This is a genomic window from Oceanisphaera pacifica (assembly GCF_017498065.1).
Taxonomy (GTDB): domain Bacteria; phylum Pseudomonadota; class Gammaproteobacteria; order Enterobacterales; family Aeromonadaceae; genus Oceanimonas; species Oceanimonas pacifica.
Window position 1 is genome coordinate 172816 of sequence record NZ_JAGDFX010000002.1, and the last position, 22016, is coordinate 194831.

Genomic DNA, 22016 nt, shown 5'->3' on the forward strand with positions numbered 1-22016 from the left:
GTAATGAGCTTAAAACACACTCTGGAGAAGATGGAACACCACTTCGAACCAGGCGGGAAGTACGAAAAATTCTACGCCTTATATGAAGCGGTCGCGACTGTGCTCTATACCCCAGGTATGGTGACACGCAACGCCTCTCATGTGCGCGACAGCATTGATTTGAAGCGCATCATGATTATGGTGTGGATGGCAACATTCCCTGCCATGTTTTTTGGCATGTACAACTCGGGTGGCCAGACTATTTCGGCCCTCATTAGTATGTATAGCCCAGGTGAATTAGCGGGTATTATTGATGGCAACTGGCGTTACAGTCTGGCTCAGGCACTAGGGGCAACCTTAGGCGAAGGGGCAGGTTGGGGCAGTAAAATGCTGTTGGGCGCCACTTACTTCTTACCCATTTATGCCACGGTATTTATTGTGGGTGGTTTTTGGGAAGTCTTGTTTGCCAGTGTTCGTAAGCACGAAGTAAACGAAGGTTTCTTCGTGACATCGGTACTGTTTGCCTTAATTGTTCCTGCGACTTTGCCATTATGGCAAGCTGCGTTAGGGATTACTTTTGGTGTAGTGATGGCCAAAGAAATTTTTGGCGGCACCGGTAAAAACTTCCTTAACCCAGCCTTAGCCGGCCGTGCATTCCTGTTTTTTGCTTATCCGGCAGAAATTTCAGGTGACACAGTTTGGACGGCAGTGGATGGCTTTTCTGGTGCTACCGCACTGGGTCAGTGGGCTGCGGGCGGACAATCAGCACTGATGGATGCCAACACTGGCAGCGTTATCAGCTGGATGGATGCTTTTATTGGTAATATGCAAGGCTCTATTGGTGAAGTCTCTACCTTAGCGCTCTTGATCGGTGGCTTTATTATCATCTATTTAGGCATTGCTTCTTGGCGCATTGTGGCCGGTGTCATGATCGGTATGATCGCCATGTCTGCGTTATTTAACCTAATAGGCTCCGACACTAACGCCATGTTCAGCATGCCGTGGTATTGGCACTTAGTAGTGGGTGGTTTTGCCTTTGGTATGGTGTTTATGGCAACAGATCCTGTGTCTGCTTCTTTTACCAATAAAGGTAAATGGTGGTATGGCGCACTGATCGGCGTCATGGTGGTGCTCATCCGAGTGGTCAACCCCGCCTTCCCTGAAGGCATGATGCTGGCTATTTTGTTCGCCAACTTGTTCGCTCCCTTGTTTGACTACTTTGTAGTGCAAGCTAACATCAAACGGAGACTGGCTCGTGGCTAAAAAAGAATCTATCGGTAGAACCTTTACCGTCATCGGTGCTTTATGTTTAGTATGTTCGATTGTGGTATCGGGTGCGGCAGTATTGCTAAAACCGACTCAAGAACGTAATAAAGCGCTGGATGTACAAACCAATATTGTTTCTGTGGCCGGCTTTGGGCGTCAAAATGTAGCCGAAAACTATGAGCAATTTATTGATGCTAAGCTATTAAACCTTGAAACAGGTGACTTCTCAGACAAGCCTGTTGTCGGTTATGAGCAACGTGTGGCAGCGAAAGAACCGGACTCGAGCATTAAGCTTGATGCAAGCGAAGACCCGGCCAGTATTCGTCGTCGTGCTAACTTAGCACCTGTGTATATGGCTCATGATGAAGACGGTAATTTGGACAGTATCATTCTGCCCATGCACGGTCAGGGTCTATGGTCGACCATGTACGCATTTGTGGCTGTGGCACCCGATGGTAATACCATTAAAGGTATTACTTATTACGAGCAAGGTGAAACACCGGGCCTTGGGGGCGAAGTAGAAAACCCAAGCTGGCGTGCACAGTTTGTAGGTAAGAAGCTGTATGACGAGAACGGTCAGCCTGCAATCAAAGTCGTAAAAGGCGGTGCTCCTGCTGATGCTCCTTCTAGTGTTGATGGTTTGTCTGGCGCAACCTTAACCTCTAAGGGTGTACAGCAGACCTTTGAATTCTGGTTAGGTGATAAAGGTTTTGGTCCTTTCCTAGCTAAGGTACGTGAAGGAGAGCTAAACAATGGCTGATAAAGCAGAAGTTAAAAAGGTTCTTTTTGGGCCTATTATCGGCAATAACCCCATCACGCTACAAGTGTTGGGCATTTGCTCCGCATTAGCGGTGACTTCACAAATGCAAACTGCGTTTGTGATGACGCTGGCGGTAGTTGCGGTAACCGCATTCTCGAATCTGTTTATTTCATTAGTGCGTAATCAGATCCCAAACTCGGTGCGTATTATCGCGCAGATGGCCATTATTGCCTCTTTGGTAATAGTGGTGGATCAGATCTTAAAAGCCTATGCCTATGAGATTTCTAAACAGCTGTCGGTCTTCGTTGGTTTGATTATTACTAACTGTATCGTAATGGGGCGTGCTGAAGCGTATGCCATGAAGAGTCCACCGTTAATGTCGTTTTTTGATGGTATCGGTAACGGCTTTGGTTATGGCTTGATCTTACTGATTGTTGCCACTATTCGTGAGCTATTTGGCTCAGGTACTTGGTTTGGCATCGAGATTTTGCCATTGGTCAAAAATGGTGGTTGGTATCAGGCAAACGGTTTATTGCTGTTACCACCAAGCGCCTTTTTTATTATTGGTGGCATTATCTGGGTGTTGCGTACCATGCGCCCAGACCAGGTTGAGGCGAAGGAGTAAGCATGGAACATTATATTAGTTTGTTTGTCCGTGCCATTTTCATCGAAAACATGGCATTGGCCTTCTTCCTCGGTATGTGTACCTTTTTGGCTGTATCTAAGAAGGTAAAAACGTCTTTTGGCTTAGGGGTTGCGGTAATAGTGGTACTGACGTTAGCAGTACCGGTTAACAACCTAGTTTACAACTTTGTACTAAAAGACGGCGCCTTAGTTGAAGGTGTGGATTTGAGCTTTTTGAACTTCATTACCTTTATCGGTGTTATTGCTGCACTGGTACAAATTTTGGAAATGTTGTTAGATAAGTTCTTTCCAGCACTCTATAACGCGCTGGGCATTTTCTTGCCGCTGATTGCCGTAAACTGCGCCATCTTTGGTGGTGTCTCTTTCATGGTACAACGTGACTATAACTTTGCTGAGTCTATCGTTTACGGCTTTGGCTCTGGTGTGGGTTGGATGCTGGCCATTGTATTGCTAGCGGGTTTACGCGAGAAGATGAAGTACTCAGATGTGCCTGATGGTTTACGCGGCTTAGGGATTACCTTTATCTCTGCCGGCTTAATGGCGTTAGGCTTCATGTCTTTCTCTGGCATATCCCTATAACCCGGTGATAGAAAAGGAATAAACGATGGAAATCATTCTAGGCGTAGTCATGTTCACCGTGATTGTGCTGGTCCTAGTAAGCATTATCCTGTTTGCTAAGTCCAAGCTGGTTGCGGAAGGGGATGTGACTATTAGCATCAATGATGATCCCGAGAAGGCGATCAAATCAGGTGCAGGCGGTAAGTTGCTTGGTGCCTTGGCCAATAGCGGTATCTTTGTGTCGTCTGCTTGTGGCGGCGGCGGTACTTGTGGCCAGTGTCGAGTACGAGTGTTAGAAGGCGGTGGTGAAATTTTACCCACTGAGCTTGACCACATCTCTAAAGGTGAAGCCCGTCAAGGTGAGCGTTTGTCTTGTCAGGTTAACGTTAAGCAAGACATGAAAATTGAATTGCCGGAAGAAGTCTTTGGCATCAAGAAGTGGGAGTGTGAAGTTATCTCTAACGATAGCAAAGCCACCTTCATTAAAGAATTGAAGCTAAAAATTCCGAACGGCGAAAGCGTGCCTTTCCGTGCCGGTGGTTATATTCAAATTGAAGCGCCACCGCATCACGTTAAGTACAAAGATTTTGATGTACCAGAGAAATTCCGTGAAGATTGGGACAAGTTCAACATCTTCGAGTTAGAGTCTAAAGTAGACGAAGAAACCATTCGTGCTTACTCTATGGCCAACTATCCGGAAGAAGAAGGCATTATTTTGTTAAACGTGCGTGTAGCAACGCCACCACCACGTAACTGGAGCGCGCCTCCAGGCAAAATGTCATCTTACATCTGGTCTCTGAAAGAAGGCGATAAAGCCACCATCTCGGGTCCATTTGGTGAATTCTTTGCCAAAGATACTGATGCTGAAATGGTATTTGTTGGCGGGGGTGCCGGTATGGCGCCGATGCGTTCACACATCTTTGATCAGCTGAAGCGTTTAGACTCTAAGCGTAAGATCAGCTTCTGGTACGGTGCGCGTTCACGTCGCGAAATGTTCTATGTAGAAGATTTTGATACGCTGCAAGAAGAGCATGATAACTTTCAGTGGCATGTGGCCTTAAGTGACTCAACACCTGAAGATGAGTGGACCGGTTATACTGGCTTTATTCATAATGTCTTGTATGAGAACTACTTGAAAGACCACGAAGCGCCAGAAGACTGTGAGTATTACATGTGTGGACCACCGGTAATGAACGCCGCTGTGATCACACTGCTCAAAGATTTGGGCGTAGAAGAAGACAACATTATGCTTGATGACTTTGGTGGCTAACCACTTAAGTTAACAGCAGCTTAAACACCCTAAGTAACAACAGGTGATTGAACGCTAATGAGTTCTTACATAACGAAATGGCTGGCCCCAGTGGGGCTGGCCTTTTTATTGGTCGGCTGTAAGCCCTCCAATATTAATGCGCCCTTGAATGGCGGTGAGCAACACCTTACCGGTAATACCATGGGCACCTATTACTCTATTAAGATTGTTGGTCTTGAGGCGGCACGGGTTGAAGCGATACAAGAAAATATCGATCAACGCCTAGCCACCGTTAATCAACAAATGTCGACTTATCTGACCGATTCTGAACTCAGTCAATTTAACCAATCCACTGACTCAGGTCCTTTTGCCGTGTCTGCTGATACCGCAAAAGTGGTAACAGCGGCGTTACAGTTGGGTCGACAAACAGAGCAGACCTTGGATGTAACGGTTGGCCCCTTAGTTAATTTATGGGGGTTTGGTCCAGATGAAAGGCCAGTGCAAGTACCCAGTGATAAGCAATTATCTTATGCGCAAATGCATACCGGCCTTGAGCATTTGCGAGTAGAATATGATGTTGATGGCCAATATTTATATAAGGCGATTCCTGAGCTGTATGTGGATTTATCCTCTATTGCTAAAGGCTTTGGGGTTGATGTTGTCTCAGAGTATTTATCTGAGCAGGGCTTAACCAATCACCTGGTTGAAATTGGCGGTGAACTGCGTTTGAGTGGTCATAATGGTCATAATAAACTCTGGACTGTGGCAGTAGAAAAGCCCCATAACAGTGATAATCGCAGTGATGAATTAGTACAGCAAGTGCTGGTGGCCGGCAATAATAGTGTGGCGACCTCAGGGGATTATCGTAATTACTATGAAGTTGACGGCCAGCGTCTTTCTCATACTATTGATCCTAAAACCGGCCAGCCGATCACTCATAATTTGGCATCGGTGACAGTCATTCATCCCTCCTGTATGATAGCGGATGGGCTTGCTACGGCACTGACTGTAATGGGCCCAGAGCAGGCACTTGCCTTTGCTAAACAACATGAGCTTGCAGTGTATCTGCTAACCAAAACGGACGATGGCTTTAAAGTAGATATGACCCACGCTTTTAAAAAGTACATAAGAGGTTGATATGATGTATTTTCTGATAACCTTCGCAGCGTTTGCCTTGGTCTTTTTTGCTATGGCTATTGGTTATATTGTGCAGCGAAAAACCATTGCCGGCTCTTGTGGTGGCTTAGGCAGTGTGGGCATAGATAAAGCCTGCGACTGTGACGACCCCTGTGAAAGCCGTCAAAAGCGCATGGCCAAAGCAGAAGCCAAACGCCAAATGCTCGAAGAAAACCGTATTATTTAACGCCAAAAGAGCAGCGATAAGCCGTAAGCTATCAGCCATCAGCTGCCCGCGTGGGCTGAGGTTTTAGTTTACGGCTTTTATTTATGGTGCTATTACGAGTTAGGAGTAAATCCTTGTTTCCTAAGAATGGCTCAATTATTTCAACGACGCTGTGTTACTGACAGCTTAAAGCTGATCGCTGATCGCTGATCGCTGATCGCTGTTTCTTAACTGATGCGTAAAATTATTCATGTTGATATGGACTGCTTTTATGCTGCAGTCGAAATGCGTGAACACCCCGAGTGGCGTGATATTCCTTTGGCTATTGGCGGCAGTGCCGAGCGCCGAGGCGTGATTGCTACTTGTAATTATCCTGCCCGTAAATTTGGTATTCACTCGGCCATGTCGAGTCATCAAGCCTTACAACGTTGCCCGCACTTATTGCTAGTGCGGGGGGATATGCCTAAATACAAAGCGGTATCAGGACAGCTGCAAGACATTTTTGCTCGCTATACCGAGCTGGTTGAACCTCTATCCCTTGATGAAGCCTATCTAGATGTCACTGATAGCCCTTGGTTTGCTGGCAGCGCTACCCGCATTGCCGAACATATTCGTTATACCATACAACAAGAACTGCAATTAACTGCGTCCGCAGGTGCTGCCCCTAACAAGTTTCTAGCCAAAATTGCCTCGGATGAAAATAAGCCTGATGGCTTATTTGTGCTGCCCCCCGCAGCCGTGGCCGATTTTGTGCGTGAATTACCACTGGCCAAAATACCCGGCGTGGGTCGCAAAACCGCAGAAAAGCTCAGTGCCATGGGGTTAACTCACTGTTATCAATTAGCAAAAGTCGGAGAAGCCGCGCTTATCCAGCGCTTTGGTAAGTTTGGGGCTTTATTGTGGCAACGTGGCCAGGGGATTGATGAGCGCCCAGTACAAACCGATCGTATTCGAAAATCAGTAGGAGTGGAAACCACCCTAGATAAAGATATTCAACAGGCTGAGCAGGGCATAGCTATATTGCATGAGCTGTGGCCAGAGCTTATTAAGCGGCTGAATAAAAGAGCCATTAAAGGGCTTTGTATTAAGTTAAAGTTTTCAGACTTTACCCAAACCACATTATCACGGCGCTCTCATTCACTTAATCTTGAGATGGCCGTGCAATTATGCACAGAGGCTTGGCAGCGCGCTAATGGCCGAGGTGTTCGGTTAGTCGGGGTAAGTGTTGAGCTTGACCATGAATCAGACGAGCCCTGCGATCAACTCAGCTTTAATTGGGAAGCACCCAGCTAAAAAAGCGGTCGACTTTTAGTTTAGCGCTTGGTGCTCGACGTCATATCTTTATTTCAAATGATCTTGTTCTTCAAACTGCCAGCCGTGGTTAGCCGCGACCGGTGCCAGTTGTCTAGCGGGAGCTTCAGCGACACTTGTGTTACTGGGTTTGCCTACTTGGCTGACGGCAATATTGGCATTTTCAGGCTCTAGGGCAGGCAGATCACGACCATCATTTGGGCTGGCTTGCACCACAGGAGCCGCTTCATTGCGTTTATCATACTGAATACCAGGGGCCAGCTTTTTGGTTTCATCCCACAGCTCTTGGCCAAAAGTCGCGATATCAGAAAAGAAGCTATTTGCCATCGCTGGTGTCGCCAGTAACGATAATAACAGCCAAGCGGCTGTTGATTTTGCAGTAAAAATATTCAAAAGCGCCTCTTAAATAGAGAATAGAGTGAGAGCTTAAATCAAGCAAGGTCGCTTTAATACTCGAATAACACGACTCAGGTCTAGGGTTGACGCACCCGCTGCGTGAAAATGTTGAATGAAAAAAGCGGCGTCTATATTCATAGACAGTATGAATATGGGCGCCGGGTTAGCTGAGCTAAACAACAGAAGGGGTTAGCTTGGCGTTGCTTTACTTAAAGCTGGCTGCTTTATCTTCAGGAATTTGTCGTAATACCCGCACTAATAATTGCCAGAAGCGAGATACGGCTTCAATGTGCACCCGTTCGTCTGGTGAATGCGCGCCTTGAATCGTTGGTCCAAACGACACCATATCCCACTCAGGATAAATGGCCTTAAATAAGCCACACTCTAAGCCGGCATGGATCACTTTTACATTAGGCACTAGATCAAACAGTTCTTTGTGGGTATTGAGCACCAGCTGCATAATCGCCGATTGTGGGTCGGGCTGCCAGCCTGGGTATGCGCCATCAAATTCACAATCTGCTCCTGCTAGGTTAAATACAGCGGCAGTGGCATTAGCCACCCGATCGCGCCCAGTATCATTGAGTGAGCGAATTAAGCACTGTACATAAATATGCTCAGTTTCTGTGTTGATCACGCCTAAGTTACTTGAGCTTTCTACAACATCAGCTATGTCACGGCTCGCGGCCATCATGCCATGAGGGCAGGCCAGCAGTGCCTGAGTTAATTTTTGTTGTAAATCACTCGTCATCACGCGCTGTGGCAGATCTGCGGATACGAGCTCAAGATCAATAAAGTCATCGACTCCGTTAAATTCTTGCTGATATTGCTGCTGGCGGGCGGTGATAAGCTCGGCGAGAGCAGGGTTAGCACTCTTGGGTAAGGTCAGTAGCGCGCTGGCTTCACGAGCAATAGCATTGCGCAATGTGCCGCCACTCACTTCAGACAGACGAATTCCTGCCTGCAACTTGTTTATTTCATTGAGTAACTCTGCCAGTAATTTATTGGCACTGGCACGGCCCTCATTAATGTTAATCCCTGAATGTCCTCCGCGCAGACCACTGATGTTTAAGCGCAGAGCCTGATGATCACTCGGTACAGACTCGGCTTGATAGGGCAGGGTAATGTTTGCATCAACCCCACCGGCGCAGCCCATATACACATCGCCGTCTTGCTCTGAATCTGTGTTCAGTAATATCTTGCCCTGTAACATGCCAGGCGCTAAACCAAAGGCCCCTGTCATGCCGCTCTCTTCATCAACGGTGAGTAACACTTCTAGGGGGCCGTGTTGTACTTTGTCATCGGCTAATACCGCTAAGCAGGCTGCTAAACCAATGCCGTTATCGGCGCCTAATGTGGTGCCGCGAGCACGCACCCAGCCATCTTCTATATAGGGCTGTATGGGATCTTTAGTAAAATCATGATCAACGTCGGCATTTGCTTGGGGCACCATATCCATGTGAGCTTGCAAAATAACGCCAGTGCGTTGCTCCATGCCTGGTGTTGGCGCTTTACGGATAATAAGGTTGCCAATGGTGTCTTGTATGGTGACTAAGCCACGCTCTTGTGCCCAGTCGGTTATCCACTGGCGAACCGCAGCTTCATGCCCTGAAGGATGAGGAATACTGCATAAGGTGTCAAAAAATTGCCACAATAGGCGGGGAGAAAGCTGAGTAATTGCGGTCATGAACATACACCTTTTTTAAAACAAACAGACAGGCAAATCGCCAAGCCATACAAGATAGCTAAGTTCTTTAAAATAGCCAAGCTAACAAAGCACCGCTTTGTTAGCCATGCGCCCTACGTCGACCGCGGTACGTAAAACCAAACAAGTTTGATCTTTAATACACTGCTTTATGCCTTAAAAGCACTCATTTCTGTAGCTAAGCGACGGCCAAGGCCGGATAAGGTTTCACCAGCATCATCGGTTTCTTGAGTTTTTATGCGGCCCTCTTCGGCTAACTCACTTAAGCGGTTTAAGTTTTCACTTATTTCACCAGTGGTTTGTCGCTGTTGTGCGGCGGCGGTGGCAATGTGACTGTTCATATCATTAATAAGCGCCATGCTCTGGTTGATTGCCTGTAAGGCATCACCGGCTTGATCGGCAGTATGCTGAGTGTCTGTTGCCCGTTGCATCAGGCCGTTCATCTGGGTGACAGTGGCACTGGCTTCTTGTTGTAAGCGCTGAATAATATCTTCAATCTCATCGGTTGAATTTTGGGTGCGAATGGCTAAGTTACGTACTTCATCGGCGACAACGGCAAAACCGCGCCCTTGCTCGCCGGCGCGAGCGGCTTCTATGGCGGCATTTAATGCCAACAAGTTGGTTTGTTCGGCAATAGCACGGATCACTTCTAATACAGTGCCTATTTCTTGTGCGCGTGCCGCCAGCGAGCTTAATTGTTGTTGGGTATCCGTGAGTTCACTTACCAGCTTAGCTGACTCAGTTTGTGTCTGTTCTACTTTTAATGTGCCATCTTGTGCGGCGCTGGCAGACGCTTGGCTCGCTGTGGCTGCTTGTTCAGCGGCGTTGGCGACCTCTTGGCTAGAAGCCATCATTTCATTCATGGCTGCGGCGACCTGTTCGGTCTCTTGGGACTGTTGTTCCGACACGCTGCGATTATGACGCACGATTTCACCTAAGCGTTCTGATGCACTATTGACCTCTTGGCTGATGGGCGAGAGTTTGAGTACGGTTTGTGCTAATCGTGAACAAAACTCATTAAAGCTTTTACTTAACTGGCTAACTTCATCTTTGCCCTTTTCATTTAAGCGTTGACGTAAATCAGCTTCGCCCCCCGAGATTTCTTGTAAAGCAAGAACGGTGGCATTAACGGGGTGTAAAATGCTGCGTATTAAAGCAAAGGCAACCGCTATGGCTATGACTCCTAACCCTATCACCACTAAAAAAATTTTACTGGCAATAGACAATAATTGGTCTTGCACGTCATCAACATATAAGCCAGTACCAATGATCCATCCCCAAGGGGTAAAGCCTTGCACATAAGAAATTTTATCCACGGGGTTTGCCAGGCCTGGTTTTGGCCATAAATAATCAACAAACCCTTGTCCTGAGTTGCTCACTTGGTTGGCCATCTCTACAAACAAGGCCTTGCCATCAGGATCAGTAAAAGGGCGTAGATCTTGACCGTTTAGCTTAGGATTCATGGGGTGCAGTATCATACTTGGCTGATTATCTTGCACCCAAAAGTAGTCATCATTGCCATAGCGCAAGGTATTAATGGCTGACAAGGCTTGTTGTTGTGCCTTTTGCTCACTTAAAAGCCCTTGTTGTTGCTGATGATGAAAAAAACTGACAAGGCTGACGGTAGATTCAACTTGGCGCCTAACTTGATCGCGCCTTTCGTCAATTAAACTGTGATAAAACAACCACAGTGTTAATAGCGTAATCATGATTACGCCAGCAGATAGCAAAGTTAAGTTTAAATACAATCGTTTAGCAATAGACAGTGAGCGCAGTAAAGACACATCCATGTTCCTTCTTAATAAGGGCCTGACTCAGAGGAGTGAGTAGCTGTTTAGCCTAATGTAATTTGCCTTGCAAACTAGGAGGTTTGTTTAATAAATGCGAGCTGTGTAGCTTAGCCTTTAGTCTTAGTGTTTTGTGAGGCGTGGAGAAGTGGAAAAAAACACACTATTTTTCACCATTACGTTAATAAAAAAGCTGTAACTCTGGTCAAGAATGAGAGGGATCTCTATAATGCGCCCATTGTTTGCTCGCTGTTTGGCTAGAACAAGCTCATTGAGGCTTTGTTTAAGTACAAAAACGGCAGCGGTGCCTAAATTGTCTGAAGCTAACACGCAAGGTTCTTCTTATGTCTAATAAATTCGTCGTCACTTGGGACTCATTTCAGCGCGAAACTCGTAAGCTGGCTGAACGTCAACTCCCTGCCAGCCAATGGAAAGGTATTATTGCTGTGAGTCGAGGTGGATTAGTGCCTGCCGCTATCATGGCTCGCGAGCTAGGCATTCGTCACGTTGATACCTTGTGTATTGCCAGCTATGACCACAATCAGCAGCGTTCTGATATGCAAGTGATTAAACAAGCCAATGGTGATGGCGAAGGCTTTTTAATTGTGGATGATTTAGTGGATACAGGCAATACCGCACGTGTGATCCGTGAAATGTACCCTAAAGCTAAGTTTGTGACTGTATTTGCTAAGCCTAAAGGCGAGCCATTAGTGGATGACTTTGAAACTCGCGTTGGCCAAGACACTTGGATTGAGCAACCGTGGGACATGGGCGTCGTCTTTGCTACTCCATTGTGTGAGCAGTAATTGAAATTAAAATAAAAAAAGGCTCCTTAGGAGCCTTTTTTTATTTATAGATAGATAAAGCGATAGCCCTCCCCAGTTACCAAAGGCTAAGGCTTGCTAGATTATAGACGATATTTATAGCAAGCAGGACTAGCGGCCTTTACCCCTGCACTAAAACACGTTACATATAGACAAGTTAACAAGGAGGTTGCATGTCTACAGATACCATTACGCACCGTAAACTTATACGGATATTAACGGCAATTGGTCCCTATTTACGAGAGTTGAAATCGAGCGAGTCACAGTACTTTTTTGATTGTTTAGCGGTATGCGTTAGCGCCAAAGCGGAGCCAAGTGAACGTGAATTTTGGGGCTGGTGGTTAACACTTGATAACCAAGACGGCCAACATTTTGAATTCTATTACCAGTTTGGTTTTTTTGATGTTGAAGGTGAATGGCAAGCACGTACTTTGCCTAAAAAACACCAAGCAGAAGTTACACGTACTTTACGTGATTTTTACGTTAAACTAGAGGCCTGTTTAGAGAATCAATCCCTAACGATGAACCCCTCTGCTGCACTAGAAAAAGATCATGTGCTCAGCATCGCTTAAGCGGTTATTGCCACATTGAGTTGCCATCTGGGGTGTTAGAGCGAAGGGTTTCATTTTATTCTCTTGTCGACTTTGTCGGCACTGTTGTTAGTTAAGATCTGCAGGGCGTTCCATGAAAGGCAAAACCATTGTTGTAAAATTGGGTACCAGTGTGCTCACGGGGGGCACTTGTTACCTAGACCGCGCCCACATGGTTGAGTTAGTGCGCCAGTGCGCGAGCCTCCATAGAGCCGGCCATCAAATTATTGTGGTTACTTCAGCGGCTATTGCCGCAGGGCGAGAGCATTTGGGTTTTCCTGAGCTCGCCAATACTATGGCTAATAAGCAAATGCTGGCAGCCGTTGGGCAAACTCAACTTATTCAAACTTGGCAGTCGTTATTTAACCTTTATAACTTACATGTCGGGCAAATATTACTGACTCGAGCCGATCTTGAAGATCGCGAGCGCTACCTTAATGCTCGTGATACGCTGCAAGCCCTATTAGATCAACGCATTATTCCGGTGATCAATGAAAATGATGCGGTGGCTACCAACGAGATAAAAGTCGGTGATAATGATAACTTATCTGCTCGGGCTGCTATTTTAGCCGAAGCCGACTTATTGGTATTATTGACTGATCAAAAAGGCTTGTTTACTGCCGATCCGCGTAACAACCCTAAAGCACAACTGATTGAAGAAGTAAAAACCATAGACGATACCCTGCGCAAGTTGGCGGGGGGAAGTATTGGTGGCTTAGGGACGGGCGGTATGGCCACTAAGTTGCAAGCCGCCGACGTGGCACGCCGTGCGGGCATTGATGTAGTGATTGCTACCGGCCAAGTGCCAGAGGTGATTGGCCGCTTAGCCGAGGGTGAGCGTATTGGTACTCGTTTTCCGGCATTGGCGACACCGTTAGAAAGCCGCAAACGCTGGATATTAGCAGGACCACCACCCCATGGCGAAATTCATATTGATGCAGGCGCAGTCTCTGCGGTTCGTGAAAAAGGCTCAAGCTTACTACCCAAAGGGATAGTGCGCATTGAAGGACGCTTTCGCCGAGGCGAGGCGGTACGCATTGTCAACCCTGAAGGGCGAGAATTGGCTCGTGGTATTTGCCGCTACGACGCCCTTGATCTGAATTTGATTAAAGGACAGCACTCAGAACAAATTGAATCCTTATTAGGGCATGGCCACGGCAGTGTGGCTATTCACCGTGATGATTTGGTGCTGCTGTAGCACTAGGAGATAGCATGAATTTGGAACAAATGGGACAAGCCGCGCGTGATGCGGCTTATGTGTTAGCAGACAGCTCAACACAAACCAAAAACAAAGCCTTATTAGTGATGGCTGATGCCTTAGAAGCTGCTGCTGAGCAAATTTTAGTAGCTAACCAGCAAGACTTAAATGCCGCTCGCGATGCGGGGATTAGCGAATCTATGTTAGATAGATTAATGCTAAACCCCGAGCGTTTAACCGCCATGGCCAATGATGTACGCAATGTGGTGTCTTTGCCCGATCCGGTTGGTGGAGAATTAGACAGCCGGGTATTAGAAAACGGCATGCGTTTATCTCGCCGCCGCGTCCCCCTCGGTGTGGTGGGGGTGATTTATGAAGCGCGCCCTAATGTGACCATCGACATTGCCGCCTTGTGTTTAAAAACCGGTAACGCCAGTATTTTGCGTGGTGGCCGCGAAACCTTTCACACAAACCAAGAGTTAGTAAAAGTTATCCAACAGGCGCTTAGCGCCAGTCAGTTGCCTGAAGCCGCCGTGCAATATATCAGTGAACCCGGCCGAGAGTGGGTGAGTGGTTTATTAAAGCTTGACCAATACGTGGACATGATTATTCCTCGTGGTGGCGCCAACCTACACAAATTATGTAAAGAGCAAGCTACCATTCCGGTGATCATTGGCGGCTTTGGTATTGGCCATATGTTTGTTGATGCCAGTGCCGATCTAGTGCGTGCCATTGAAGTGATTGATAATGCGAAAACGCAGCGCCCCAGCGTGTGTAACACCATAGATACGCTATTAGTGCATGAAGCGGCAGCGGCTGAATTATTGCCAGTCTTGAGTCAGCGTATGGCAGAAAAAGGCGTAGACTTGGTGGCAGATGCGACTGCCTTAACGCTATTAACCAATGGCCCAGCCAAAGTGCGAGCAGCCGGTGCTGATGATTTTGATACTGAGTGGTTAGGTCTCACCTTGGGCGTAAAACTGGTGCCTGATGTAGACAGTGCCTTGGCGCACTTGCGCAAGCATAATGCCAGCCACTCAGACGCAATTTTAACCAACAGCATGACCAGTGCTGAGCGCTTTATTAATGGCGCTCCTTCTGCTGCTGTGTATGTGAATGCGTCAACACGCTTTACCGATGGTGCGCAATTTGGCTTAGGTGCCGAAGTTGCGGTATCCACGCAAAAGCTGCATGCCCGTGGCCCTATGGGGCTAGAAGAGCTCACCAGCTATAAATGGATTGGCCAAGCAGATTATCTGATCCGTTCGTAAGCCGACAAATAGCTGGCAGTTAAGCTGCCAGCTATGAGTCAAATAGATAAAACAGTGCCCAGTGAAGTGGGATAGTACTTGGTGAAGAGAGGAAGTTATGCCATCCAAGTTGTTGGACGCCTTGTTATTGGCCATGCCCCTACCGCCCGCTTTAGAAACATGGCGGCTGCACTTAAAAAGTCAGTTACCGTATCCGATACAAGGGGCACAAACCTTGTTTATCGGCGACCCAACGTTAGTTATCGTCGCCTTTCAGCATGATAAGGTTGACGTATTACTGCCGGCTATTCAGTGGCGACATCACGATATTCATACCGCTAAACCAACCTCTCAAGGGGTAGTAACCGCTCACGACGGCACGCTAGAACAGTTGCTGGCGCTGGTAGAGAGCACCATAGCACTGCGCTTAAAATCATTTCATGAGTGTAGCTGTTGTGGTAAACGTTGTGCCCCTGAAGTGCTGGGCTCACTGCAAGGCGAACCTGTGTGCCGTAACTGCATCAAAGGCCGCCGAGTACTGTTTTAAGTGAATGACGTACGCTAACCGTTAAACAGAACACTATTTATTAGGAAGGATCCCATGGCTGTTGAACAATTTAATGCCACCGCAGATTTGCAACAGGACACCGTTGTTAAAGTACAAGCGCGCGGATTTGAATTTACGCTAGATGAGCCACCAGAGTTAGGTGGCACAGACACCGCCATGAACCCTGTAGAAGCATTATTGGGTACACTAGGCGCTTGCCAGCTATTTCGCTCGTAATGCCCCCAAGTTTAACGTTGAACTGGATGCGTTTTGGGTTGAGCTGGCAGGAGACTTAGATCCCGATGGCTTTATGAATAAAGCCGATGTGCGCTGTGGCTTCACCGATATTCGCTATACCTACCACATTAGGTCATCGTCACCAGAGCCAAGTATTAACGAGTTTATTGATTTTATAGGCACTAAGTGCCCGGTCGGCGACAGCCTAATACAAGGTGTTAAGCTAAGTCTTGCCGATGTTGTTCGTCACGATTAAGTTTGTTTATTTTAAACAGCGCCCTCTGGGCTCGTCACTTTTATGCAGCACTATGTCTGAGTGTAAAAACTGGGCGGCAGCGGCGGATTCTTGCACTTTAATTGCTGTGCGGGCCAGCATTTTTTCCTCAAAATCCTGTAATACAGCGTCTCGTATTCCTACTTCTCGCCATTGTGACTTAGGGTGACAGCCTTGTACTATGGCGCGAGCCAAAGCCAAGGCATCTAATAATGCCTGATTCGCCCCTTGGCCTTTAAAAGGACTCATGGGGTGGGCGGCATCGCCAATTAAGGTTGCAGGGCCGGCTTTTTTAAACTGCTCGGACTCAAGTAAAGCACGATCATAGACAGGGTAACCGGATATTTTCCCTTGCTCAGTGGCCGCTAAAATCTGTGGAATAGGAGAGTGCCATTGAGTGCGTTTGCAGGCCTCTGTTTTGAGAGCACTCACACCTTGTGCACTCAAGCTTTTTGCCTCCTCTTCGGGCATTGGAAAGCTAAGTTGCCACATTACCGAATCAGCATCATAGGGCATAATATAAATGCGCTCGTGGCCATTGGCGGTTTGAAACACGGTTGCCGAGTCTAATAACTCACTGTGCACTGCTGTTAGCGCACTTAATGGACAAATGCCTAAGATCACCATGCAGCCCAAATATTGCAACGAATGAGTATTTTGCCCCAGCAATAAAGCCCGAGTACGACTACGAATCCCATCGGCCCCCACCACCAGATCTGCATGGGCGCTATTAAGCTTACCGCCTACCCGAAAGCTGAGCTCAATATCCTGAGTGGTACTGGGTGTTATATCAGTCAATTGATGACCCCAGCAGATGTCTTGATGTCCCTGTAGCTGCTCTAATAGTGCTAGACGTAAAGACTGACGCGCAATATGCACATTCGTGCGCTTAGGCGCGCCTTGGGCGGTGGAGTGCAGCCATTTTCTCATGCCCCATTCGCCAACAACCAGCCCCTCAGGGGTATGTACCACATGACGAGTAGAGACGAGGCCGTGCTTGAGTTCAAACAGACCTAAGCCTTCAATGGCTTTGCTCGCTTGTTGCAAAGTCAGGCCATAGCCCTGTGCGCGGGCGGCAAAGTTGCTATCACGTTCATATAGGGTAAAGGGAATGCCACGGTGCAAACAGGCCACCGCCAAGGCAACGCCACCTATGCCGCCACCAATAATGGCCACCTTTGGATAGTTTTCTGTATCTGGCAGAGGTGGGCGATTAGCGGCGATCAACCCAGAGCCGCCACAGGCGGGGCAAGAAGATAAGTGCGCTTTAGGGAGAGCAGGTGGCTCGCCTTCACCGCCAGACTTTTCAAATAAAGCGAGTGCGACCTGATAACTTAGCTTGACTTTCTTGCGGATTTTTTGACTGTTTCTGCCGCGCCCTTGGCACTTTGAGCAGGGCGCCCAACTTGCCGCTTGGTTATGTAAACTGATGTGACCACCCTTAATTAATATGTGGCACTGCCATCAGTACCGCACTCTATTATAAAGGATAGCCACTTACTTGCCTTGTTTTAAATTAGTTAAGATGAGCATTAGACTTATTCGAAACGGCGCTTAAAGAAAAATAGTGATCATAATTCATACTAGTTTGAACTATTAGCTGATCTATTTCGCTTTACTGCACAGGCCAATAATGGGCTTCCTATACCAACAAGCTGCAAACACATCTATCATGTGTTGCTCAGCAATGTGATGGTCAGTGGAGAAGAGCTTTCATTCGTCCTTATGTTACGGAATTGGTATGACTTAAGGAGTGACACGGAGTGCCCCTCATAAAAAAGGCCCCTAAAGGGGCCAAGATAGATAGAGCTAAAGCTTAATAATCAGAACTTTGTGGGAGCTAAATTCACACCAGCAGGGCTGGCAAGAGGCTTCATTATGACGTAATAGCCAATCACACTCACGACTAATCCGACAAAAAACGCAAAGTCGATGAATACTAGGCTGCTTACAAAAGACAAACCATAAACTAAGAAAGCACGTAGGTTGTAATTATTTTGGTAAACGAAGGGGCCCTTAGGGTTATAAAAATCGTCCACGTTCAACTGACCACGGCGTAATAAATAGAAGTCAGTCAGCATGATGCCTGCAACAGGACCCAGCAAGCCGGAGGTTATAACACTGAACCACAGTAGGTTATCAGCAAACACCCAAGGCATCATCAGCAGTCCTATGCCACCAGATATCGACACCCCTTGGCCAAAAGTTAACCGAGGAAAGACGTTCATCAGAATAAGAGCAGACGGCATTAGGTTTGCGACAGTATTGGTGGACCATTGGGCAAAGGCGATAGTGAGCATGCTCAAAATTAACACTATTGGCGAACTCATTGAGTTGAGTACGATTTCGATAGGATCCCAAGTACCGGTAAGAATACCGCCAATCATGCCTACCATCAAAATGCCGGAGCCTATCACGATAAGGCCGGAGATCTGAGCGAAAAAGGGCTTGCGGTTACGGATAAAGAAATTACTACTACTATGATCGCGAGAACGCTCTAGCTTGCGGGTCATATCTGGGCTATTTAAACCCATAGTAATCCAAATGCCAGCAATAGCCATGACAGCGAACCAGAATGATCCTTCGTTTAACGAGGGTGCAGCTAGTACATCACCTATAGTGGCATTATTGTTATCTAACAACCAGAAGGTAACTAAACCTATCAATATGGTTAACGCAGGAATAGCCACCCAGTCGAACTTAGCCATGGCTTTCATGCCATAGATGGCATTGATGATTTGTAATGCCCCGAAGATCAAGATAAGGATGGTAGTGTTACTATAGCCAATCCACAATTCGAGTACCTTGCCAATGGCAACGGCCGCCACCCAGGTCTGAAAGCCGAACCAGAAACAGGCTGGAATGGCACGAAAGGCCGCAGGGATCTTGGCCCCCTGATAACCGAAGCAGCCACGGATATAAACGGTGAAGGGAATACCGTAACGAAGACCAATGTCACCAGCTAATATAAGTATGGTAGTTACAATTGCATAAGCGGCCAAGATTGCGCCTATAATAGTCCAAGGAGATAGCTCTGGATACAACTGAGCCCCCATAGTGAAGGCGCCCATGTTGATAGTCATCCCCGCCCATAGCATCGTAAAATCCCAGATATTAATATCCCGTTCCTCATCCGTTGACGGCATTAGCTCGGGGTTATTCATTTTATGTGTAGTCATGAGTTACATCTTCCTGTTAGTACTCTACGACAACCGTTGCCAACCACTCGGGTTGATTTACAGGTTTGTCATGAAACATCGTTTAAACAAAATAACCTATTCATGTAAACAAATACAGCGGTAATTTGTTATCAGGATTGACGTTATTGTTAACAATCGCTAATGGTGTGATCTGTGTCACTCTTTTTTCTGTTTCCCTTCAGGAACGAGTAGGCTAGATATAAAAAAAGCCGCACTCATAAGAGACGGCTCGTGTTTTAATGTTGGGTAATCAATATTAGCGGGCTCTTAGCCAGAAGCAGGGTTCCAAAACAGTGCCAGCCATAGCCTGGCGTACATGCCGGGTAGGGTGGTGATGCCGGTGGTGGCAAAACGCAACTCGCCTTTATAAGCCACCATTAAAGTGGGCGTTACGCTAATGCCTAGGGTTTGTCCTAGCCGATTATCAGCATCATTAACCACATCAAAGTTGTAGCCTTTATCACGTACATACCCCGCCACCTTAGGATCCACCCCCGAGGCGAGCGCTATGCTAACTACCGGGCCGCTCACCATATCGACCATGGGCGACACAAGGCGACACACGCCACACCAGGTCGCCCACACATAGACCAACACCGGTTGTTCATCGCTGATGGCTGGCAAATCTAGCGTTTCTCCTTTGAGTGTGGTGAGCGGGCCAAGTGCTGCTACATCACTGGGTAAGTCTTTACTGCGCCATAAATCCACGGCGGTAACGACCACAATCAGCAGTAACAAATAGACTAAGCCTTTGCCAAGTTTTGCGCCTTTAGCGTGTGACTTGTCTTGTTGGGTACTTTTATCAAAACGCGTTGCCATTATTTTGCCTCATCTAAAGCACTAATCACCTTATTGGTAGTGAGCAGCACTTCTAGCGCTTTACCTTGTGGTAGGCCTGGGCCAAACACTTGGTTAAACGGAATGCCAGCGCGTTGGTTGGCGCGTAAATAATCGGTAATGGCAGGATCGGGACGCGTCCAATCGCCACGCATCAGCACAATATCATCGTCTTGCAGTGCCGAATACACAGGGTCGCGCAAAGTCACCCCTACCTTATTGGCTTGGCAAGTGATGCACCAATCAGCGGTCACGTCGATAAATACCCGATTACCCGCTGCAACCTCGGTGGCAATGCGATCGGCATCCAGTGGTTGCCAGTCGAGTTCGTCTTTAACCGGGCTTACCCAATGAGATTGAGTGGTTAAGGCGACCACGCCTGCCACTGCACCCAGCAATAACATGCCGGCTATCCCAAATATAAGACCACGGGCGCCATTTTGGCGAACTAAAGACCAGAGGGGGAGCACAATCAGCAGAGCGGCTAAGGCCCATGTGATGCCAGAGCCTAAGGTATAGCTGAGCAGAGACAGCAGCCACAAACTGGTTGCCAGTAGCATTAAGCCAAACAGCCATTTAACTTTTTCCATCCAGATGCCGGGCTTGGGCAGTGCACGGATCACATTGGGGAATAACGCCAACAATAACCAAGGTAGCGCCATGCCTAACCCTAAACCAGTAAAGATGGCGATTAATATCACAGGTGATGAGGCCAGAGCCACGGCCACAGCTGTGCCTAAAAAAGGCGCGCTGCAAGGGGTGGCCAGCAAGGTGGCAAACATGCCTTGTAGTACATGGCCGCCATTGCCATTGCCCGGGCGGGTGGCCAACCAAGTATTAAGGCGTGCTGGTAGGCGTAACTCAAATAAGCCAAATAGGTTAAGTGAGAACAGAGCCGTCACTAACAACATAAAGCCGATAAAGCCCGGTTGTTGAAACTGAATTCCCCAGCCTAATTGAGCTCCCGACCAAGTGAGTATTAACATAAAGGCGGCAAGCAACCAAAACGACAACATAATGCCAAAGGCCGACCACAATAAAGGAGGGCGTACACTTAACGTATGTCCCTGAGCATTAGTGCGCTGGCCCAGTATTAAGCTATTGAGCTTAAGGCCTAACACCGGAAGCACGCAGGGCATAATGTTCAGCACCAAGCCACCCAAAACTGCATATAGCATTACCCACGCCAGCGAAGGCATGGCTTCGGCTGTGGGAGCTAAGGTCCCCGCACTAATGGTGGCAGTCAGCTCTTCGGCTAAGCCATTATCAATGGCGGTGATCACCACGGCTTGTTGGTCAAGGTTGAGATCATCATTCCAGCTATTAACGTTAAAACGCACCTGCAATAGGTCGTCGCTTATCGACACCTTAGGCTGACTAAAAATAGCCTCTTCCAGTTCATCGACATAAATCGCCGGCGCTTGCCAACCCCGTTCATTATGCAAGTTGACTGCTAACTGCTTGCTGTTGGCATCCCAAGTTACTGCTTGGCTACTAACCAGATTGGCCGGGCGTGGCACACGAGAAACGGCTTGTTGATAATCATGGTTTAACTGCTCATCAAGGCCTAAGCTGGGGTCCAGTGGCAACTGCAAGTCGTAGTCGGTGAGCACACAAATAGTGGTGCAACTGGGCAGCGTTAGTTTGGCATGAAAGGTGGCGCTCTTGGCACCATCAGCAGGCGTTAACTGTAGCGGAAAGTCTACGTCATGCTGATAACCCTGAGTTTCGACGCCGAGCAACATAAAGCGCTGGGGCACTGGCCACTGCCAATTTACCTTTGCTAAGTTATCTGACGACTGCCAATTTAAGCGAGGAGCAATGCCGCCCTCACCCGGAGAGCGCCAGTAGGTTTTCCAATCATCCGCCAAGCGAACTTGTAGCAGGGTAGGATAATAATTTTCAGTGGCATTATAGGGGCCGGTTTGTACTAAACGTACTTGCACCGGAGGATGCTCGGGTGCTTGTTGCCAGCCGGTGCTTTGCGCTGGCGCACTTTGGGCCAACAAGGTAAGCGGCGTACACAGTAGCACCATAAGTAGGGTCAATATTCTGATCACAAAT

General features: G+C 47.6%; 22 protein-coding genes. 15 read left to right on the forward strand and 7 right to left on the reverse strand.

Going from position 1 to position 22016, the window contains the following annotated elements; all coding sequences use genetic code 11:
• The first annotated feature begins 3 nt into the window (after window positions 1-3).
• The 8 genes from J3U76_RS02215 to dinB all read left to right on the forward strand — a co-directional run bounded on the left by J3U76_RS02215 (window position 4) and on the right by dinB (window position 7092).
• Window positions 4-1242 (forward strand): NADH:ubiquinone reductase (Na(+)-transporting) subunit B, encoded by a 1239-nt coding sequence (locus J3U76_RS02215; protein ID WP_208004040.1) that lies wholly within the window; start codon window positions 4-6, stop codon window positions 1240-1242.
• Window positions 1235-2005 (forward strand): Na(+)-translocating NADH-quinone reductase subunit C, encoded by a 771-nt coding sequence (locus J3U76_RS02220; RefSeq protein ID WP_208004041.1) that lies wholly within the window; start codon window positions 1235-1237, stop codon window positions 2003-2005. The genes J3U76_RS02215 and J3U76_RS02220 overlap by 8 nt, the downstream gene beginning before the upstream one ends.
• Window positions 1998-2630 carry an NADH:ubiquinone reductase (Na(+)-transporting) subunit D gene (locus J3U76_RS02225; RefSeq protein ID WP_208004042.1) on the forward strand — a complete coding sequence of 211 codons (633 nt, stop codon included), beginning with the start codon at window positions 1998-2000 and terminating at the stop codon, window positions 2628-2630. The genes J3U76_RS02220 and J3U76_RS02225 overlap by 8 nt, the downstream gene beginning before the upstream one ends.
• Window positions 2631-2632: 2 nt before the next feature.
• Window positions 2633-3229, forward strand: coding sequence for an NADH:ubiquinone reductase (Na(+)-transporting) subunit E (nqrE, locus tag J3U76_RS02230; RefSeq protein ID WP_208004043.1), 597 nt, complete (start codon window positions 2633-2635; stop codon window positions 3227-3229).
• 25 nt (window positions 3230-3254) lie between these two features.
• Entirely contained in the window at window positions 3255-4478 is a 1224-nt protein-coding gene (gene nqrF, locus J3U76_RS02235) for an NADH:ubiquinone reductase (Na(+)-transporting) subunit F (protein ID WP_208004044.1), read from the forward strand.
• A gap of 57 nt (window positions 4479-4535) precedes the next feature.
• Window positions 4536-5594 carry an FAD:protein FMN transferase gene (locus tag J3U76_RS02240; protein ID WP_208004045.1) on the forward strand — a complete coding sequence of 353 codons (1059 nt, stop codon included), beginning with the start codon at window positions 4536-4538 and terminating at the stop codon, window positions 5592-5594.
• Window position 5595: 1 nt separating this feature from the next.
• Window positions 5596-5820 (forward strand): (Na+)-NQR maturation NqrM, encoded by a 225-nt coding sequence (gene nqrM / locus J3U76_RS02245; RefSeq protein ID WP_208004046.1) that lies wholly within the window; start codon window positions 5596-5598, stop codon window positions 5818-5820.
• Between the two features lie 213 nt (window positions 5821-6033).
• A complete protein-coding gene (dinB, locus tag J3U76_RS02250) occupies window positions 6034-7092 on the forward strand; it encodes a DNA polymerase IV (protein WP_208004047.1) in 1059 nt (352 codons plus the stop codon).
• Between the two features lie 48 nt (window positions 7093-7140).
• Here dinB and J3U76_RS02255 read toward each other — a convergent pair whose 3' ends face one another.
• The 3 genes from J3U76_RS02255 to J3U76_RS02265 all read right to left on the reverse strand — a co-directional run bounded on the left by J3U76_RS02255 (window position 7141) and on the right by J3U76_RS02265 (window position 10992).
• Window positions 7141-7503, reverse strand: a complete 363-nt coding sequence (locus J3U76_RS02255; RefSeq protein ID WP_208004048.1) for a hypothetical protein — start codon at window positions 7501-7503, stop codon at window positions 7141-7143.
• Window positions 7504-7711: 208 nt separating this feature from the next.
• Window positions 7712-9190: an aminoacyl-histidine dipeptidase gene (locus J3U76_RS02260; RefSeq protein ID WP_208004049.1), complete on the reverse strand. Its 1479-nt coding sequence runs from the start codon at window positions 9188-9190 to the stop codon at window positions 7712-7714.
• 167 nt (window positions 9191-9357) lie between these two features.
• On the reverse strand, window positions 9358-10992 hold the full coding sequence (locus J3U76_RS02265) for a cache domain-containing protein (RefSeq protein ID WP_208004050.1): 1635 nt from the start codon (window positions 10990-10992) through the stop codon (window positions 9358-9360).
• Window positions 10993-11339: 347 nt separating this feature from the next.
• On the opposite strand from J3U76_RS02265, the gene gpt reads away from it, so the two are divergent.
• The 7 genes from gpt (at window position 11340) to J3U76_RS02300 (ending at window position 15897) form a co-directional block, all read left to right on the forward strand.
• A complete protein-coding gene (gpt, locus tag J3U76_RS02270; protein WP_208004051.1) occupies window positions 11340-11801 on the forward strand; it encodes a xanthine phosphoribosyltransferase in 462 nt (153 codons plus the stop codon).
• A gap of 191 nt (window positions 11802-11992) precedes the next feature.
• Window positions 11993-12391 (forward strand): sigma factor-binding protein Crl, encoded by a 399-nt coding sequence (gene crl / locus J3U76_RS02275; protein ID WP_208004052.1) that lies wholly within the window; start codon window positions 11993-11995, stop codon window positions 12389-12391.
• Between the two features lie 112 nt (window positions 12392-12503).
• Entirely contained in the window at window positions 12504-13607 is a 1104-nt protein-coding gene (gene proB, locus J3U76_RS02280) for a glutamate 5-kinase (RefSeq protein ID WP_208004053.1), read from the forward strand.
• 14 nt (window positions 13608-13621) lie between these two features.
• Window positions 13622-14878: a glutamate-5-semialdehyde dehydrogenase gene (locus J3U76_RS02285; RefSeq protein ID WP_208004054.1), complete on the forward strand. Its 1257-nt coding sequence runs from the start codon at window positions 13622-13624 to the stop codon at window positions 14876-14878.
• A gap of 97 nt (window positions 14879-14975) precedes the next feature.
• Window positions 14976-15404: a hypothetical protein gene (locus J3U76_RS02290; protein ID WP_208004055.1), complete on the forward strand. Its 429-nt coding sequence runs from the start codon at window positions 14976-14978 to the stop codon at window positions 15402-15404.
• Between the two features lie 54 nt (window positions 15405-15458).
• Window positions 15459-15641 (forward strand): OsmC family protein, encoded by a 183-nt coding sequence (locus tag J3U76_RS02295; RefSeq protein ID WP_208004056.1) that lies wholly within the window; start codon window positions 15459-15461, stop codon window positions 15639-15641.
• 22 nt (window positions 15642-15663) lie between these two features.
• Window positions 15664-15897 (forward strand): OsmC family protein, encoded by a 234-nt coding sequence (locus J3U76_RS02300; RefSeq protein WP_208004148.1) that lies wholly within the window; start codon window positions 15664-15666, stop codon window positions 15895-15897.
• 6 nt (window positions 15898-15903) lie between these two features.
• Here the strand turns inward: J3U76_RS02300 and J3U76_RS02305 are convergent, their stop codons facing one another.
• The 4 genes from J3U76_RS02305 to J3U76_RS02320 form a co-directional block, all read right to left on the reverse strand.
• On the reverse strand, window positions 15904-17142 hold the full coding sequence (locus J3U76_RS02305) for an FAD-dependent oxidoreductase (protein ID WP_208004057.1): 1239 nt from the start codon (window positions 17140-17142) through the stop codon (window positions 15904-15906).
• Between the two features lie 596 nt (window positions 17143-17738).
• Window positions 17739-19094, reverse strand: coding sequence for a cytosine permease (locus J3U76_RS02310; RefSeq protein ID WP_208004058.1), 1356 nt, complete (start codon window positions 19092-19094; stop codon window positions 17739-17741).
• Between the two features lie 288 nt (window positions 19095-19382).
• Entirely contained in the window at window positions 19383-19934 is a 552-nt protein-coding gene (locus J3U76_RS02315) for a protein disulfide oxidoreductase (protein WP_208004059.1), read from the reverse strand.
• Entirely contained in the window at window positions 19934-22012 is a 2079-nt protein-coding gene (locus J3U76_RS02320) for a protein-disulfide reductase DsbD family protein (RefSeq protein ID WP_341534285.1), read from the reverse strand. The genes J3U76_RS02315 and J3U76_RS02320 overlap by 1 nt, the downstream gene beginning before the upstream one ends.
• Window positions 22013-22016 lie beyond the last annotated feature (4 nt).

Bases quoted from the DNA above. Each gene is read 5' to 3' on its own strand.
- J3U76_RS02285 (WP_208004054.1), top strand. From the start codon at position 13,622: ATGAATTTGGAACAAATGGGACAAGCCGCGCGTGATGCGGCTTATGTG.
- gpt (WP_208004051.1), top strand. From the start codon at position 11,340: ATGTCTAATAAATTCGTCGTCACTTGGGACTCATTTCAGCGCGAAACT.
- nqrF (WP_208004044.1), top strand. From the start codon at position 3,255: ATGGAAATCATTCTAGGCGTAGTCATGTTCACCGTGATTGTGCTGGTC.
- J3U76_RS02295 (WP_208004056.1), top strand. From the start codon at position 15,459: ATGGCTGTTGAACAATTTAATGCCACCGCAGATTTGCAACAGGACACC.
- J3U76_RS02240 (WP_208004045.1), top strand. From the start codon at position 4,536: ATGAGTTCTTACATAACGAAATGGCTGGCCCCAGTGGGGCTGGCCTTT.
- dinB (WP_208004047.1), top strand. From the start codon at position 6,034: ATGCGTAAAATTATTCATGTTGATATGGACTGCTTTTATGCTGCAGTC.
- proB (WP_208004053.1), top strand. From the start codon at position 12,504: ATGAAAGGCAAAACCATTGTTGTAAAATTGGGTACCAGTGTGCTCACG.
- crl (WP_208004052.1), top strand. From the start codon at position 11,993: ATGTCTACAGATACCATTACGCACCGTAAACTTATACGGATATTAACG.
- J3U76_RS02260 (WP_208004049.1), bottom strand. From the start codon at position 9,190: ATGACCGCAATTACTCAGCTTTCTCCCCGCCTATTGTGGCAATTTTTT.
- nqrM (WP_208004046.1), top strand. From the start codon at position 5,596: ATGATGTATTTTCTGATAACCTTCGCAGCGTTTGCCTTGGTCTTTTTT.
- J3U76_RS02215 (WP_208004040.1), top strand. From the start codon at position 4: ATGAGCTTAAAACACACTCTGGAGAAGATGGAACACCACTTCGAACCA.
- J3U76_RS02310 (WP_208004058.1), bottom strand. From the start codon at position 19,094: ATGACTACACATAAAATGAATAACCCCGAGCTAATGCCGTCAACGGAT.
- nqrE (WP_208004043.1), top strand. From the start codon at position 2,633: ATGGAACATTATATTAGTTTGTTTGTCCGTGCCATTTTCATCGAAAAC.
- J3U76_RS02290 (WP_208004055.1), top strand. From the start codon at position 14,976: ATGCCATCCAAGTTGTTGGACGCCTTGTTATTGGCCATGCCCCTACCG.
- J3U76_RS02315 (WP_208004059.1), bottom strand. From the start codon at position 19,934: ATGGCAACGCGTTTTGATAAAAGTACCCAACAAGACAAGTCACACGCT.
- J3U76_RS02225 (WP_208004042.1), top strand. From the start codon at position 1,998: ATGGCTGATAAAGCAGAAGTTAAAAAGGTTCTTTTTGGGCCTATTATC.